At 47.1% G+C, this 15,863-nt stretch carries 18 protein-coding genes and 1 other RNA gene; 6 read left to right on the forward strand and 13 right to left on the reverse strand.

Annotated elements, in window-relative coordinates; all coding sequences use genetic code 11:
* Positions 1 to 5: 5 nt before the first annotated feature.
* The 9 genes from MMOL_RS10180 to MMOL_RS10215 all read right to left on the reverse strand — a co-directional run bounded on the left by MMOL_RS10180 (position 6) and on the right by MMOL_RS10215 (position 8,140).
* Complete coding sequence (locus tag MMOL_RS10180) at positions 6 to 1,358, reverse strand: UDP-N-acetylmuramoyl-tripeptide--D-alanyl-D-alanine ligase (RefSeq protein ID WP_015832945.1); 1,353 nt, start codon at positions 1,356 to 1,358, stop codon at positions 6 to 8.
* Complete coding sequence (locus MMOL_RS10185; protein WP_015832946.1) at positions 1,355 to 2,818, reverse strand: UDP-N-acetylmuramoyl-L-alanyl-D-glutamate--2,6-diaminopimelate ligase; 1,464 nt, start codon at positions 2,816 to 2,818, stop codon at positions 1,355 to 1,357. The genes MMOL_RS10180 and MMOL_RS10185 overlap by 4 nt, the downstream gene beginning before the upstream one ends.
* Positions 2,815 to 4,539: a peptidoglycan D,D-transpeptidase FtsI family protein gene (locus MMOL_RS10190; protein ID WP_015832947.1), complete on the reverse strand. Its 1,725-nt coding sequence runs from the start codon at positions 4,537 to 4,539 to the stop codon at positions 2,815 to 2,817. Before MMOL_RS10190 ends, MMOL_RS10185 begins: the two co-directional genes overlap by 4 nt.
* Complete coding sequence (ftsL, locus tag MMOL_RS10195) at positions 4,539 to 4,871, reverse strand: cell division protein FtsL (protein ID WP_015832948.1); 333 nt, start codon at positions 4,869 to 4,871, stop codon at positions 4,539 to 4,541. The genes MMOL_RS10190 and ftsL overlap by 1 nt, the downstream gene beginning before the upstream one ends.
* Complete coding sequence (gene rsmH, locus MMOL_RS10200; protein WP_015832949.1) at positions 4,868 to 5,950, reverse strand: 16S rRNA (cytosine(1402)-N(4))-methyltransferase RsmH; 1,083 nt, start codon at positions 5,948 to 5,950, stop codon at positions 4,868 to 4,870. The genes ftsL and rsmH overlap by 4 nt, the downstream gene beginning before the upstream one ends.
* Entirely contained in the window at positions 5,947 to 6,393 is a 447-nt protein-coding gene (gene mraZ, locus MMOL_RS10205; RefSeq protein WP_015832950.1) for a division/cell wall cluster transcriptional repressor MraZ, read from the reverse strand. Before mraZ ends, rsmH begins: the two co-directional genes overlap by 4 nt.
* A 634-nt stretch (positions 6,394 to 7,027) precedes the next feature.
* An RNA gene (gene rnpB / locus MMOL_RS11990) (RNase P RNA component class A) lies at positions 7,028 to 7,358 on the reverse strand.
* A 252-nt stretch (positions 7,359 to 7,610) separates the two neighbouring features.
* Positions 7,611 to 7,805: a YjfB family protein gene (locus MMOL_RS10210; protein WP_015832951.1), complete on the reverse strand. Its 195-nt coding sequence runs from the start codon at positions 7,803 to 7,805 to the stop codon at positions 7,611 to 7,613.
* Between the two features lie 35 nt (positions 7,806 to 7,840).
* The gene (locus tag MMOL_RS10215; RefSeq protein ID WP_015832952.1) at positions 7,841 to 8,140 is read right to left on the reverse strand and encodes a flagellar basal body protein; all 300 of its coding nucleotides are present in this window, start codon (positions 8,138 to 8,140) and stop codon (positions 7,841 to 7,843) included.
* Between the two features lie 110 nt (positions 8,141 to 8,250).
* Between MMOL_RS10215 and MMOL_RS10220 the strand changes: the two genes are divergently transcribed.
* The gene (locus tag MMOL_RS10220) at positions 8,251 to 8,478 is read left to right on the forward strand and encodes a VF530 family protein (RefSeq protein WP_015832953.1); all 228 of its coding nucleotides are present in this window, start codon (positions 8,251 to 8,253) and stop codon (positions 8,476 to 8,478) included.
* 1 nt (position 8,479) lies between these two features.
* On the opposite strand, the gene rnk is transcribed toward MMOL_RS10220, so the two are convergent.
* Positions 8,480 to 8,854, reverse strand: coding sequence for a nucleoside diphosphate kinase regulator (rnk, locus tag MMOL_RS10225; protein ID WP_049764492.1), 375 nt, complete (start codon positions 8,852 to 8,854; stop codon positions 8,480 to 8,482).
* A gap of 130 nt (positions 8,855 to 8,984) precedes the next feature.
* Between rnk and MMOL_RS10230 the strand changes: the two genes are divergently transcribed.
* Positions 8,985 to 9,890 (forward strand): LysR family transcriptional regulator, encoded by a 906-nt coding sequence (locus MMOL_RS10230; protein ID WP_015832955.1) that lies wholly within the window; start codon positions 8,985 to 8,987, stop codon positions 9,888 to 9,890.
* Positions 9,891 to 10,001: 111 nt separating this feature from the next.
* Here MMOL_RS10230 and pyrC read toward each other — a convergent pair whose 3' ends face one another.
* Together pyrC and rsmI are read right to left on the reverse strand one after the other, a co-directional pair.
* Entirely contained in the window at positions 10,002 to 11,045 is a 1,044-nt protein-coding gene (gene pyrC / locus MMOL_RS10235) for a dihydroorotase (protein ID WP_015832956.1), read from the reverse strand.
* Positions 11,046 to 11,083: 38 nt separating this feature from the next.
* Entirely contained in the window at positions 11,084 to 11,926 is an 843-nt protein-coding gene (gene rsmI, locus MMOL_RS10240) for a 16S rRNA (cytidine(1402)-2'-O)-methyltransferase (protein ID WP_015832957.1), read from the reverse strand.
* A gap of 15 nt (positions 11,927 to 11,941) precedes the next feature.
* Here rsmI and MMOL_RS10245 point away from each other — a divergent pair, with 15 nt between their 5' ends.
* The 4 genes from MMOL_RS10245 to MMOL_RS10260 all read left to right on the forward strand — a co-directional run bounded on the left by MMOL_RS10245 (position 11,942) and on the right by MMOL_RS10260 (position 15,131).
* A complete protein-coding gene (locus tag MMOL_RS10245; protein WP_015832958.1) occupies positions 11,942 to 13,567 on the forward strand; it encodes a penicillin-binding protein activator in 1,626 nt (541 codons plus the stop codon).
* 16 nt (positions 13,568 to 13,583) lie between these two features.
* Positions 13,584 to 13,943, forward strand: a complete 360-nt coding sequence (locus MMOL_RS10250; RefSeq protein WP_015832959.1) for a YraN family protein — start codon at positions 13,584 to 13,586, stop codon at positions 13,941 to 13,943.
* A gap of 46 nt (positions 13,944 to 13,989) precedes the next feature.
* Positions 13,990 to 14,577 (forward strand): BON domain-containing protein, encoded by a 588-nt coding sequence (locus MMOL_RS10255; protein ID WP_015832960.1) that lies wholly within the window; start codon positions 13,990 to 13,992, stop codon positions 14,575 to 14,577.
* 236 nt (positions 14,578 to 14,813) lie between these two features.
* The gene (locus MMOL_RS10260) at positions 14,814 to 15,131 is read left to right on the forward strand and encodes a DUF3579 domain-containing protein (protein ID WP_015832961.1); all 318 of its coding nucleotides are present in this window, start codon (positions 14,814 to 14,816) and stop codon (positions 15,129 to 15,131) included.
* A 99-nt stretch (positions 15,132 to 15,230) separates the two neighbouring features.
* Here MMOL_RS10260 and MMOL_RS10265 read toward each other — a convergent pair whose 3' ends face one another.
* Positions 15,231 to 15,704 carry a TlpA disulfide reductase family protein gene (locus tag MMOL_RS10265; RefSeq protein WP_015832962.1) on the reverse strand — a complete coding sequence of 158 codons (474 nt, stop codon included), beginning with the start codon at positions 15,702 to 15,704 and terminating at the stop codon, positions 15,231 to 15,233.
* Positions 15,705 to 15,863: the final 159 nt, after the last annotated feature.

Here is a 15,863-nt window from a genome sequence, read left to right on the forward strand (position 1 = left end):
TTCGCCTACTTTTGTGTTGCTACCAACAAATTCACTACGCGCTCCATCTGCATAAAACGCGAACCTTTCACCAGCACGGTGGTACCCTGCGCAAGCGCTGGCAAGACTGCCTGAGCGATTGCCTCAGGCGAACTGAAATGCTCAGCCCCTGCCCCAAAACTACGTGCAGTCTCTACACTTAAATTTCCTAAGCAATACAGCGTTGTTAGCCCAGCCGCCTTGGCATAAGCACCCACCTCTGCATGCATACTTTTCGCATCGGCACCAAGCTCGCCCATATCACCCAGTACCAGTATTTTTTTACCCGCAAGCTTAGCCAGCACATTGATGGCAGCCTTCATGGAATCTGGATTAGCGTTGTAAGTATCATCAATCACTACCGCACCGTTAATGCCTGCTTTGCGCTCTAAACGTCCATACACACCAGTAAAACTGGCTAAGCCACGGCCAATATCATTTAATGACACGCCCAGTGCATAAGCCGTAGCCCCTGCCGCCAAAGCATTGCTTATATTGTGCTCACCTTGCACATTTAATTGCACGCTTACCTCATCTGATGCTGTCGCCAGCACCACGCTGGCATAGCCGTCATTCTCTTGATAGCGAGCACTTACATCTGCAGGGTTTTTCAGCCCAAATGTCACTATTTTTCTATGTGGATTCAACGATTTCCAATAATATGCATAGTCACTGTCGGCATTGATTACCGCCACGCCATCTGACTTTAATCCGGCAAAAATCTCGCCCTTCGCTTTAGCAATATTTTCACGTGAACCCAATTCACCAATGTGAGCAATGCCGGCATTGTTAATCAGCGCCACATCGGGTTGCGCAATATGCGTTAAATAGTCAATCTCACCTAAGTGATTCATGCCCATTTCCACCACTGCATACTGGTGTGCAGGCTGCATTTTTAACAAGGTAAGCGGCACGCCTATATCGTTATTCAAATTACCGTAGGTCGCATGCACAGAGGCCTTAGCCCCTGCCACCACGCTCAAAATCGCGCTCAGCATTTCTTTAGTGGTAGTTTTACCGTTGCTGCCGGTTACAGCCACTACCGGCATCGCAAATTTTTGACGCCAGTATTTAGCTAACTCGCCTAATGCCAATCTAGTATCTGCCACGACGATGCGTGGCTCTGCCTGCACGCTTGCATCAGACACCAGCACTGCTGCTGCCCCTAGCTCCAATGCCTCTTGAGCGAAAGCATTACCATCAAAATTTGCGCCCTTCAGAGCCACGAATAACTGGCCAGCCACAATATTGCGGCTGTCACTGCCGACAGAGCTAAATTGCACATCAGCACCCATATGCTGTACGCCTAATGCTGCGGCTGCTTCAGATAGCATCATCATTTGCCCACCGCCATTGCCTGATTAGGCACCCAGTGTAATAGCGCTGCTTGCGCTACCGCGATATCGCTAAATGGCGCTCTTACGCCACCAACTTCCTGATAATCCTCATGCCCTTTACCTGCTAACAGCACTACATCGTCCTTATTGGCAAACTTTATTGCCTGTTGAATTGCAATCGCACGGTCAGGCGCAACGCTTGGTAATACAGTCATGCCGTTAACCACATGCTCAATAATTTCAGCAGGGTTTTCGCTGCGAGGGTTATCGCTAGTCACCACCACATGATGTGCATACTTCTCAGCAATCGCTCCCATCAGTGGGCGCTTACCCGCATCACGGTCACCGCCGCAGCCAAACACACAAACCAACTTGCCTTGCGTTTGTTCACGCAAGCTCACTAATACATTCTCTAACGCATCCGGCGTATGTGCGTAATCCACCACCACCAATGGCTTATCATTACCGCCAAACTGCTGCATACGGCCCGCCACAGGCTTAATCTGCGCAATAGCAGCTATCGCCTCATTTAATGGCACTTGGCGCGCCAATAAAGTCGCCAGCACCGCCAGCAGGTTATAGGCATTAAAGCGCCCCAACACTGAGGCATTCAGCACAGCCGCGCCTTGCGGTGTGCTCACTTGCATACTGATGCCGCTTGGCCCCAAGGTCAGCTGATCAGCGCGCACATCACCATGCAGCAAACCGTAAGTGAGTAATGACTTATTATTGACGCGCAATGACTCCGCCATTTTTTTACCGAAATCATCATCCGCATTCACAATGGCGGTACGCAAACTTGGCCAGTCAAACAGCTTCTGCTTGGCACTGGCATAAGCATCCATGGTCACGTGGTAATCCAAATGATCACGCGTCAGATTGGTAAATACCGCAAAATCAAACTCAATCGCATTCACGCGGCCTTGATCTAAACCATGCGAGGAAACTTCCATCACCACCGCAGCAGCGCCTTGATTGGCATAATCCGCCAACATTTTTTGCAGCAATATCGCATCGGGTGTCGTGTTGCTGGTTTCAGCCAAGCCATTACCATTTGCGTCGGCAAAGCCACTACCGATAGTGCCGATCACTGCAGTTTTCTTACCTAATGCCTGCATTGCCTGCGCAATCCATTGGCTCACTGAGGTTTTACCGTTGGTGCCGGTCACACCAATCACATCTAGTTTGCGTGACGGATATTGATAAAACTCTGCTGCAATCTGCGCTACCTGACTTTTCAATTCACGCACCCCAAGGTTGCTCACCTTGATTGCCGCATTCCAAACAAAATCTTGGCTATCCCAAAGTACAGCGCTTGCGCCCGCGGCAACCGCCTGTGCAATATATTTGCGGCCATCGCTATGCACACCCGGATACGCCAAAAACAAAGCACCCGGCACAACTTGCCGACTATCTGCTGTTACAGCCGTAAAGGTTTGATTTAATGATGTGAGTAAGGTCATATACTTTCCTTCACATCTTCCACATCGCTAGGAATCACCACGTTATTATTCGGTGCATCCTGTGGCACAGACAACATGCGCAAAGCATCTGCCATCACCGCACTGAATACCGGTGCGGCTACCGTACCGCCGTAGTACTCACCGCTGCTTGGGTCATCAATCATCACCGCCATGATCAAACGTGGATTAGAAGCTGGCGCCATGCCCACAAATGAACCTACATATTTATTTTTTTCATACCCATGATCGCCAAGCTTGAGCGTGGTACCAGTTTTACCAGCCACACGATAACCTAACACTTGCGCCCTTAGCGCTGTACCGCCCGGCAATACCACCAACTCCAGCATAGACTTCACTTCATTTGCCGTTTTTGCACTAAACACCTGCGTACCCACAGGCGCATCTTTTAATTTCAGCAAAGAAACTGGCTTTAACTCACCATCATTGGCAAACACGGTATAAGCTCTTGCCATTTGCAGCAGGGTCACACTGATACCATGTCCGTAAGACATCGTTGCCTGCTCGATAGGACGCCATGTTTTGTAACCACGCAACTTACCAGAAACTTCACCAGGGAAACCGATGCGGGTTTTTGCACCAAAACCGATTAAATTAAATACACCCCATAGATACTGCGGCTCCAGCGACAACGCCATTTTTGCCGAACCCACATTCGAAGACTTTTGGATCACTTCTGACACTGACATCAAACCATGCGGATGCGCATCATGAATCGTGGCCGGGCCTATGCTCATATAGCCAGGTGCGGTTTGAATCATGGTATCTGGCGTATATTTACCCGTTTCTAACGCAGCCGCCACCGTGACGGTTTTCATGGTTGAGCCTGGCTCAAAAATATCGGTAATGGCACGGTTACGTGTTTTACCTTGAATATTGATCGGGTTATTCGGGTTGTAAGTCGGCACGTTCACCATCGCCAGCACCTCACCGGTTTTTGCGTCCAGCACAACGGCGGCACCTGCATTGGCCTTAAACTTCTCTACAGCTTTGGTCAGCTCGCGTTGTGCTAAGTACTGGATTCTGCGATCAATGGATAAGGTAATATCCGCGCCGTCTTGAGGTACCTTTACCGCCTCTAGGTCCTCGATAATGCGACCAGCACGGTCTTTAATCACCTTGCGGCTACCGTTTTTACCTGACAACGAGCTATTCATTGCCAGCTCAAACCCTTCTTGGCCTTTATCATCAATATCAGTAAAGCCCACCAAGTGCGCAGTGACATCACCCGCAGGGTAGTAACGTTTGTACTCACGCTGCAAATACACACCAGGAATGCCAAGCTGCATAATCTCAGCCGCCAATTCTGGAGAAACTCGGCGTTTTAGATACACAAACTCACGGGTATTGTTCGCCAGCTTTTTGTCTATCGTATCTTTTTTGAAGCTAAGCAACTCTGCAAGCTTTTTAGTCTGAGCTGCAGTAATTTTTACATCAGATGGGTTTGCCCATACTGACTCCACTGGAGAACTGATCGCCAGCAACTCGCCATAACGATCAGTAATCTTTCCGCGCTGCGCAGGCAACACCAAGGTACGGCTATAACGCGCATCCCCTTTTTCTTGCAAAAAGCGCTTATGGAAGCTTTGTAAATACACCCCCCGGCCCAATAGCGCAGCAAAGCCTAGCAGCACCGCTATCAACAATAGGCGGCGGCGCCATGCTGGCAATTTCACTATGACTAAAGGGGTATGCAGAGCCATTAAGGTTTAACCTCACTTTGCACCGCTGGGACAACTGGTGCAGTTGCAGGCTTACTAGACGCAGGCTGTGCTTGCAGACTCACCACCTGTATCCTTTTGGCATCAGGCACTTGCATTTGCAATTGCTGGGTAGCAATTTGCTCAATACGTGAATGCATCGCCCAAGTGCTCTGCTCCAACTGCAACTGGCCATACTCTTGGTTGTACTGTTTCTCAGTTTGGTTCAAGTGCTCTAACTCTATGTACAATTTGCGCGCTTGATGCTGTGCATCGACCAAACCTAATGACGAAAAAATTAATGCAAAAAACAAAATAAGGTTAAGGCGCGTCATAGCACAGACGTCCTTTCCGCCACACGTAATACCGCACTGCGTGAACGAGGATTCGACCTTACTTCTTCATCGCTAGGCTTAACCGCTTTACCCACACTTTTCAGCCTAGGTTGCGGCAAATCAGCCGCGCGCACTGGAAAGTTTGCAGGCAAATCATCGCGGTCTTCTTGTCCACGGATAAACTGCTTCACCATCCTGTCTTCCAGCGAGTGAAAGCTGATGATTGCCAGTCGACCATGCGGCGCAAGTAGCTCCAAGCATTGCGGCATGGTTAGCGATAATTCCTCAAGCTCCTGATTGACGAAAATCCGTAAAGCTTGAAATGTGCGCGTTGCAGGGTTCTGCCCTGGCTCGAAGCGCGTGACTGCACCTGCCACGATCTGGGCAAGCTGCCCAGTAGTGGTGATGGCACGCCCGTCATTGCGCTCCGCAATAATCGCCCTTGCAATCGACTTAGCAAACCGTTCTTCACCATAATTTTTTATAACCTCCGCTAATTGCTGCTCTGTTGTACGGCCAAGAAAATCTGCCGCTGTTTCCCCACTACTTTGATCCATGCGCATATCCAGCGGCGCATCGTATCTAAAACTAAAACCACGCTCAGCTTCATCAATCTGTGGCGATGAAATACCCAAATCCAGCAAAATGCCATCCACATGCTGCACGCCCAACTCAGCCAAACGCTTCCGCATGTCAGCAAAATGGCTATGCACTAACGTAAAGCGTGGATCATCAATCGCCTTACCCGCCTCGATTGCGGCTAAATCACGATCAAATGCAATCAGGCGACCTGCGTCGCCCAACTGCGCTAAAATTTTTCTGGAATGACCACCGCGACCAAACGTGCCATCTACATAGATGCCATTTGGCTTAATGTCTAAAGCACGTACAGCCTCGTTCAGCAGCACGGTAATGTGCGCATGAACGGCAGAGCTTTCGCCTACCATGCTTTGATCTTGATTTGAATTTGATACTGACACTTCTTGTGGGTACTTTTCTAACTTATCAGCGTTTTTTAGAGACGCTTTTTTTGAAGACAATGATGCTTTGGTGGGCGCGCTGTTCACGCCCTTAATCACAGCGAAAATCCCTCTAATTCTGCCGGCATTGCAAAACCTTCATCTTGCATTACTTGCTCCAACTGGGCACGCCATGCTGTCATGCTCCACAATTCAAAATGGCTACCCTGGCCAACCAACATCACTTCTTTATCCAAACCGGCAAAGTCACGCAATACTGGCGACACCAGCAAGCGACCTGCGCTATCTAAACTAATATCTTCAGCAAAACCAACTAGCAATCGTTGCAATGCGCTAGATTGTTTATCAAAGGAAGATAAAGCCATCATTTTTGCTTGGATAGGCTCCCAAGCCGGTTGAGGATACAACAGCAGGCAACGGTGCGGATGCGCAGTTAACACCAAGTTACCGGCGCACTCAAGCTGCAGGGCTTCTCTGTGCTTGGTGGGCACAGTGAGCCTGTTCTTGGCATCCAAACTTAATGATGTAGCACCGCGAAACATACGTCTGTTATTTTCCTTAAAGTCCGATTAAGCCTAAACAAACAATTTCAATATAAAAAATGGGGAACTGCCAAACGTCATTACCAGACACCTATCAAATAACCCTTAGTAGTTATCTAACGAGCCAATCTCTACCACACCACCAAAACATTTTACCTACATAACTATGAGCAATTCCCCACAAAAACCCACTTTTCCCCACTAAGATGCACTATAGATAAAAAAATTACCGAACGCAAGCGCTTTTTTGCTATTTTTTCTTTACAGGTCAAGGACTTAGCGCATTTTCATCATAAAAATAAAATCGTTATAAATTAATAACATACAAAATTGTGTGAATGTAGATTATTAGGATAATTGCGAAAGCATTTGAATTGTAATTAAGGTGCAATTAAGATGGATTTTTGGTAGTCAATTAGCCAGATTTTTCTCATGCACGAGCCCCAACCAAGCCCACGCCTGCACGAGTAAACAAACCATGCAAATAAACTAAGGTGAAAATTGATAACGCAGCACTCGGCGCATCATCAAAAAGTGAACATTCTTGATATTAAAACAATAAAAAAGATTGATAAAAAACATGATGCAAAGAACGCGTAAGCAGCGCAGTGGCAGCTAGGAACTAAAGAATTGAAATTGAAGCTGGCCGATAAGCCGGGTTCTGTTTGCGTTTTACAACGCATGACAGTCATTCATCTAGGCGTACAATTACTTGCACGCTCGAGCAACCTACCCGCTGGCAGCGCGAGCCACGCCATTACCAGCCTATTTGGTCTTGCTGCGAATGGAGGTTACCGCGTTTCACCGTAACTTAATACGCTCGTCTCTGTGGCCCTATTCCTCGCCTTATATCTTGCAGCTTTCGCCACAGGAGTTTCAACGGACGGCCGTTAACCGTCATCCCGCTCTATGCAGCCCGGACTTTCCTCCCCCTATTGCTAGGCGGCGACTGTCTAGCCAGCTTCATGCGTATTTTAACATGCACCAAGCCAACCAACCGAGTTTATTACCAACCGGAGCTAACAGATTAGCCTAGATTAAACATTAAAGAGAGAAAGCATGGAATGTAGTGAAAGTATGGCAATTAAGATATTGAGCCTTAGCTTTAAACACAGGCCACAAACACATGACTTAAGCTACATGAACTCTTGATCTAGCTTAAATTAAAGCGCAACCCCTGAAAGAAAGAACCAAGCCGCAAAACTACAGCTATTCAACTAAGCAAAAACATCAATGGTATTGCCAAGGTTAGGTGGATTATTTGGCAAAGATTGTGTCGCAGCCTGAATAAGCTGCAATGAGTTTTGCGCACTGATATCAACCGCTTTTTTAAATACCGCCAACTGTACATCACTAGCGGTTTTGTATTGCGCCAGATTAGATGCCGCTGCTGCTATTCCTGAAATATCCATACCCGACCTCGCAACAAATCAACTTGAACATTAATTTAGGCATTAATATCGATGATAGTACCCATTAACATATCATTATTAGACTTAAATACTGATAAATTAGTCATATAAGTATTTCTGGCCTGAAGCTGCTCCACCATATCAGCCTCCAAATTACTGCCAGCCTGAGCAGCACTCTTAATATCAGCCACTCTTGTGCCACCACCTGGCAAATCTGCCTGCACCACTTCTTTTCTTGTAAAGTTGTCAGTGCTGAGATTGGCAATATTATTCGCAGCCACATCTAATCGAGCTTGCGCAGCATTCATGCCAGATAAAGGGATGCTTACATTCATAATTTTAATTTAATTCAATATATTAAGCCCACATTACCAACTAGCTTACGCACTGTCAATCCATATAATTTCTGCATATATTTAAGCAGATTAATGATATAAATACATCTATGACAACCTCACAACACAACAACCCTTTACATGGCGTCACCTTAGAGGCCATCGTCACTTATTTAGTGGATTATTATGGCTGGGATGCACTTGCCGAACAGATCCCTATCAATTGTTTCAGCAATGACCCCAGCATTAAATCCAGCTTAAAATTTTTACGCAAAACGCAGTGGGCACGCGACAAGGTAGAAAGTCTCTACCTGACCACCGCACCCAAGCAGAAATAATCTAGTCAGACGCAAAGGCTACATAGTTAGCAACACTCACCACCTTGAGACGCCTGGATTGCCCATGTGGAAACGGCCAATCAATCACCTGACCTTCTTTCAACCCCAGCAAAGCTGACCCCACAGGGGACAGCACTGAGATCTTGCCGAACTTCAAATCCGCACCCTCTGGAAAAACCAGCTCCACTTCACGACTTAAGCCACTACTTTCATCTAAGTAGATAACACGTGAATTTATTCTAACCACATCCGCCGGTACTTGATCCGCTGGCACAACAATCGCTCGACTCAACTCATCACCCAATAACTCATCATTGGCGAGCATAGAAAGTCGCGCATAGTCCTGATCTGAAAGTATTAATTTATCAATTTCCATCATCCACCCCAACACACAGTAAATATACCGAACACCAATCTCGGCAAATCAGTATCTTAATGGCTGCCAATGGATTAAATAAGTCTTCAAAATCGCACATAACTGTTTCCAATATGGATACAATTTACTTATGTATGATTTAAATTTAATGATAACTTTTGCGCACGTAGTGAACGAGCAAGGCTTTTCTGCTGCGGCAAGAAAGCTTGGCGTGTCCAGATCATCAGTCAGTAAGGCGGTTGCCAAACTGGAGCACAACCTTGGTGCCAGTCTACTTAACCGCAGCACACGCCACCTTAGCTTAACCGAGGTTGGCGCCTCTTTTTTTGACTACTGCACTCGCATCAGCGACGAAGCAGACCAAGCACAGAAGATGATAGAAAGCCTGAGCGCACAACCGCGCGGAGTGCTCAAGGTAGCAGCTTCCGTAGCTTTTGGCACACTACATATTGCACCGGCTGTAGGCGATTTCCTGCATCGCTACCCAGAACTTGATATTGACATGACCATTACCGATCGCGTGGTTGATTTAGCTGAAGAAGGCTACGATTTGGTGATATGCGTTACCAGAAACCCGCCAGAAGCTTTAGTGGCAAAGAAACTGGCACCAATCAGACGCAGACTATGCGCCACCCCTGACTACTTTAAACAGTTTGGCATTCCACAATCACCGCAAGCACTGGTTCAGCATAACTGCCTAGACTACATACACTCTGGAGACAGCGGCTTATGGCGTTTTGAAGTTGCCGGCAAAGAAACCTTAGTGCCAGTTTCAGGGCGACTACGCATCAATGACGACGAGGCGCTGTCCCAAGTGGTATTGGGTGGATTTGGACTGGCGTTACTACCTACTTTTATTATTGGCAAAGAGATACAGGCTAAACGGCTGCAGTCCGTACTGCCGGAGTACATTCCTATTGACCAATACGTATACGCACTTTACCTACCAAAACGGAATTTACCGCTTAAAACCCGCGCCTTGATTGATTTTCTAAGCGAACGTTTTGGCGCAGAACCATATTGGGATAAAGAGTAGGAAGGCCACTACCTATAAAGCATAACGCCAGCTTAAAGAAGCTGGCGTCACCTACAGAAAAACTGATTTTGAGAGTTGCCTAGAAGAACTACCTGGCTAAAAAATTTAAAGTTACAACATTTTCCAATTAAGCATTTGCTCTGCGCGCAACGGCACCAGCACATCGCCCTCGTACGGTAAACTACCCGGCACTTTCCAGCTTTCTTTCACTAAAGTAATTTGCTCGGTGTTGCGTGGCAGCCCATAAAAATCAGCACCATAGAAGCTGGCAAACCCTTCCAATTTATCCAAAGCGCCCGCTAACTCAAACGCTTCTGCATAGAGCTCCATCGCCGTATGCGCCGTATACATACCGGCACAGCCACAGGCCGCTTCTTTAGTGTGCTTAGCATGCGGCGCACTATCGGTACCCAAGAAGAATTTAGGATTACCCGATGTCGCGGCTTTTACCAACGCTACGCGATGTTCTTCACGTTTCAAGATAGGCAAACAGTAGTGATGCGGCTGAATGCCGCCTTTAAACATGTCATTGCGGTTCATCAATAAATGATGCGCTGTCACGGTCGCCGCTACATTACTTGGAGCCTGCGCTACAAAATCTGCCGCATCTCGCGTAGTAATATGCTCAAATACCACTCTTAAGCTCGGGAATTTTTTGAGTAGTGGAATCATATTACGCTCAATAAATACGCGCTCACGATCAAACACGTCCACATCACTATCAGTCACTTCTGCATGCGCTAGCAGCGGCATCCCTACTCGCTCCATGGCTTCCAGTGCCTTTACACAATGCCCTAGATTAGTTACGCCAGAGTCACTATTCGTCGTCGCACCGGCTGGGTATAGCTTCACCCCATGCACGATACCGCTGGCTTTTGCGCGCTCAATTTCTTCAGTAGTCGTGTTATCAGTCAGGTACAAGGTCATCAACGGCTCAAAGTTGGCGTCTACAGGCAGCGCATTGAGAATACGCTCACGGTATTCAATGGCTAAGGCTGTCGTCGTCACCGGCGGGCGTAAGTTAGGCATCACAATCGCACGTGCAAATTGCCTTGCGGTATCTGGCAGCACCGCTTTAAGCGCGCCGCCATCTCTTAAATGTAAGTGCCAGTCATCTGGACGGGTAATGGTAAGTGAGTGTATAGGATTATTCATAGTCTTTTAGTACGGGTAATTATATAAAGTACGGGTAGTTACTCAGCTTGCTGTTTCAGCTGCAGTGCAAATTCGTATAAAACATTCTTTTTTTCATGAGTGATTTCTGTAGCTAACTTAACCGCTTGTTTGAGCGGCAGCTCAGCCAATAGCAGTTTCAGCACACGCACTGCGTCTTCTGGTATCTCTTCTGCATCCTTAACTGTAGCAGCCTCTACCAACAGCACAAACTCGCCACGCTGCTGATTCGCATCAGCCTCCAGCCAGAGCTGCGCTTCAGCCAAGGAACAGCTATGGATGGTTTCAAAGGTTTTAGTCAGCTCACGCGCAAAGGTAATGCGGCGCTCTGCACCCAATACCGCGCACAGATCCACGATACTATCAACAATACGATGCGGCGCCTCATAAAACACCAAGGTCACTTCTTGTGACTTAAGCGCCTCTAGCGCCTTACGGCGTGCTGCACCACTTGCAGGTAGAAACCCGTGGAACAAAAAGCCATTTTGCGCGATACCACTGGCCGATAGCGCGGTAATCACTGCGCTGACCCCAGGCACTGGCACCACTTTCACCCCGGCTTTACGCACCAAATCCACTACTACCGCACCTGGGTCACTAATGCCTGGCGTGCCAGCATCGGTCACCAGCGCGATACTATCGCCGGCATTCAACTGCAGCAGCAGCCTCTCTGCGGATTGATGTTCATTATGCTCATGTACCGCAATCAACTTCTTGCTGATGCCAAAATGGCTAAGCAAGCCTGAGGTATGGCGCGTATCTTCCGCCGCAATCGCATCTACCGCCTTAAGCGTATCCAGTGCGCGCAGGGTGATATCCTGCAAATTTCCAATTGGCGTTGCGACAACATATAATATGCCCATAGGATACAAAACTTAATGACTAATAATTTAATAAACATCATTTTAGCAACATGCCTGCTTTTTAGCAGTTTAAATTTAGCGGCAGAGCAAATCAGTCCACTTAACAGCAAAGCTGAAGCACAGCTTTTAGCCGGTGAAGCCTGCCTAAAACAGACTAACACTGCATGCGCGATGGCGGCTTTGGCAAAAATACCAAGCGGCTCGCCTTACGCCAAACTGCTACAAGGTGAAATTGCATTCAACAACCAAGCCATAGACCAAGCACTACAACTTTTGCTGCCACTGCAAACAGAACCACAGCTCAGCACCGCGGCAAAAATTAGCTTGCATCAATATCTGGCAAAGACCTTTGCACAACTACAAGACCCAGAACAAACGCTGATACATTTATTACAGGTGGATTTAGCGCTATCGGCCGCACCTAGCTCCAGCCAACAAAATACGGCTACGGCTAACCAAGCACAAATATGGGATTTACTCAGCAAACTGGACCAAAGCGAACTACTGGCGATGCGCGGCAATAATACTGACGACAATTTCCAAGGCTGGGTTGATTTAGCACTGGCAGCAAGAAATCAAGACTCAAGCAGCAGCTTAAAAAACTGGCAAACTAATTACCCTGACCACGCCGCTGCTACGCTCGCGAGCAACTTGCAGTTACCCAATGCTAATCAAAATTCGCCGCAAGCACCAAAACTTACATCCGCCGACGCGATTGTTATTCGCTACACACCTATTTCTGATGGCGACCATGCCAAAGCCGATGCATTTAAGGCAGGCTTAAGCGCCGCGCTGGCACATTTTGGTCTGGAGAACACCATTCTGATGGAGCCCTCCAGCAGCAATAACACTGACGCTCAGGAACAAAACCTAGCTGCAGACAACACCGCAACATCCAAACTCGATAGCCCGTACGCAATCAGCCTAGACTTTGACCAAACAACTGACGCAGCTTTACAGCAGCAGACAGATTCGCAAACATTAACATTAGGCTTAGACCTCAATGCAGAAGCGCTACAACTTGCTAAATTTGCGCTTAAGAACGCGATTCACCATGTCGCGATTCTCACTACAGAGAGCGCTGCCTCAGCCGCCATGTTAAGCAGTTTCAATAGCGCGTGGCAGCAGGCATTTAACCTAACTGCTGAGCACAACAGCTTTAACGTCATCACGCTGCCGCAAAACATCGCACCGCATGACGCTAGCCTGCTCGACATCCAAACAAAAATCAACGCCAAAGCACACGACATGGTGATACTAGCGCTACCCGCAGCAGACACCCGTGCGATCAAACCCTATCTCAATGCTGGCACCCCTACTTTAGCATTCTCCAATATACACGAAGCCTCTTCTGACCCGACACTCAATAGCGTGCGTTTTGTAGAAATCCCATTTCTACTACCATCCAACACACAGTTCAACGCATACCAAAGTGCCGCCGCAACACTCACCTCGAATGACTTGTTGCGCTGGTATGCACTGGGGGTTGATGCGCTATCCATATTGGCCACTAGGCAACAAGCCAGCGAGAAAGAAGTCTTACTGAACGGACTCTCGGGCGCCATCAGCATCAAACACAGCAGCATCACACGGCAGCCAATGATGGCCAGATTTACTTACGAAGGCATTAGCCAAGAGTAGCAACACCATCAAGCACATGACCACACAATCACAAGCCAAAAACATCACTGAAGGTCAATTGGCAGAGCAAATTGCTGCAACTTTTCTGCAAAACAATGGACTCACAGTGATAGAAAAGAACTTTCGCTCGGCCTACGGTGAGATTGATCTCATCATGCGCGATGGTAAAACGCTGGTTTTTGTAGAGGTGCGCCTACGCAGCAATACCAAATTTGGCGGTGCCGGCATGAGCATCAACGCTAGCAAACAGCAAAAACTTACGCGAACTGCAGAACGCTACCTGCAAATAAACGGCGATAGCGCCTGTCGTTTTGACGCAATTTTGATGCATGCGCTTGATATAACCACAGTAGAATGGATAAAAGATGCGTTCTGAGCCACTTCTATCCTCCATTAACTCATTCCAATCATAAAGGATACTCATGATGAAATTACCGATTAACCCATTGGCGATTAAACTATTTGCCGCTGTCGCACTAGCGACACAAATCAGTGCTTGCGTACCTGTTGTTGTAGGCGGCGCAGCAGCCACTGGCGCAATGGCAGCAGATAGACGCACCTCCGGCATTTATGTTGAAGACCAAAACATCGAATTAAAAACGGTCAAGAAAATTCATGACACATTGGGCGAAGAGGCGCACGTCAACGTCACAAGCTTTAAAGGTAATGTGCTATTAACAGGTGAAGTGCCTAGTGAACAAGCCAAAACGCAGGCAGGCAATATCATTCTAGGCACAGAGAGCGTACGCAGCCTCACCAATGAATTAACGATTGGCCCTAAAACCACGCTCAGTTCACGTGCCAATGACTCATTCATCACTTCAAAAGTTAAAACACAGTTTGTGACTGAAAACCGCTTTAGCGCCAATTACGTCAAAGTCGTGACTGAAAACAGCATCGTGTACCTCATGGGTTATGTCACACAAAAAGAGGCAGATGCAGCGGTAGAAATCGCACGCAATGTCAGCGGCGTTACAACCGTAGTCAAAGTATTTGAATACATGCCTTAAGCTGCGTTAACGTGACAAGCCAGCCTGAATCAACGGATTAAATCAATCAGGCTGGCTTGCTCATCTTATGCACATCTGCACGACTAGCAATGCTCCAGCAACTCCCCAGCAATCTCATTGGTGCATGAATTATTATGCTGCTTTTGAAATCAGGCATATTTGCATGCAGACTGGCAGTGCTATAATGCTGGCAACTCTCAAGCTGTTTTTAAGCAGCACAATCATTGGTAAATAAAATGACTACAGACCACAAAAACGCCCCAGAGCAACAAGAGGTTATTATCGAAGGCAATACGCGTGCAGGCAAACCGTTTCGCCCTAGCGACTGGGTAGACCGTATGTGCAGCACATACGCCACCTTCGGCGAAGACCGCAAATTAAAATACTCACCATACTTAAAACCAAGAGTAGTGAACGGTGTGCGCTGCCTAGCGGTGGATTTGAAGTTAAAAGTTGTCAATCCTGAAGGCTATGCGCAATTGATGCACTTTGCCGATGAAAATCAGCTCAATGTACTAGATAGCAGCGGCAACAGCATTCCTGTGCCACACTAGCAACTATATAGCTCAATAAAGCTCATGCGCATTTCACTTTATGCATACATGAGCTTTAATTGACAATCTAGTTTTCAAGCATCTCATAGAAAGTCTAGGCTACTTAACTCCTGCTTTAATCAAGCTTTCTACATATTGCTTAGTCACGATACCGCGTTTGATTTTCACTAACTTACCTTTGGGGTTATAGATAAAAGTAGTGGGCATTACCTCTGCCGCTCCAATCTGCTCCATCACACTATCATCGCCTAGCACGATCGGGTAAGACATCAGCATATCATCCACATAAGCTTTAACCTCGTTCACATCTTTATAATCAAACACCACGCCAAGCACCATCAGGTCTTTTTGTCGGTGCTGATCATACAAATTAACCAAATCAGGCACTTCTTCCAAGCATGGCGGGCACCAAGTGGCCCAATAGTTAACCAAAACCCATTTACCCTTGTACTGAGCAAGCTGATGCTGCACACCAGCCATATCCTTCAGCAAAAAATTAGATTTCGCCACCAGATCAGCACTCGCCAACTGACTGCACATCAACATCAATAAACCCAATAAAAACTTATACATAAATCCACCACAGAAACAGCAAGCTACGCTTTGCCACTAAAAGAATTAACAGGCTAGTAAAAACAAATTTTTAGATGTATGCTAGCCGTAACATATTGTTTATACTAATTTTCATATAAGCAATATCATACAATCATCTACCCCTATAAATTGATTGCA

Origin of the sequence: Methylotenera mobilis JLW8, assembly GCF_000023705.1 — a bacterium.
Taxonomy (GTDB): Bacteria; Pseudomonadota; Gammaproteobacteria; order Burkholderiales; family Methylophilaceae; genus Methylotenera; species Methylotenera mobilis.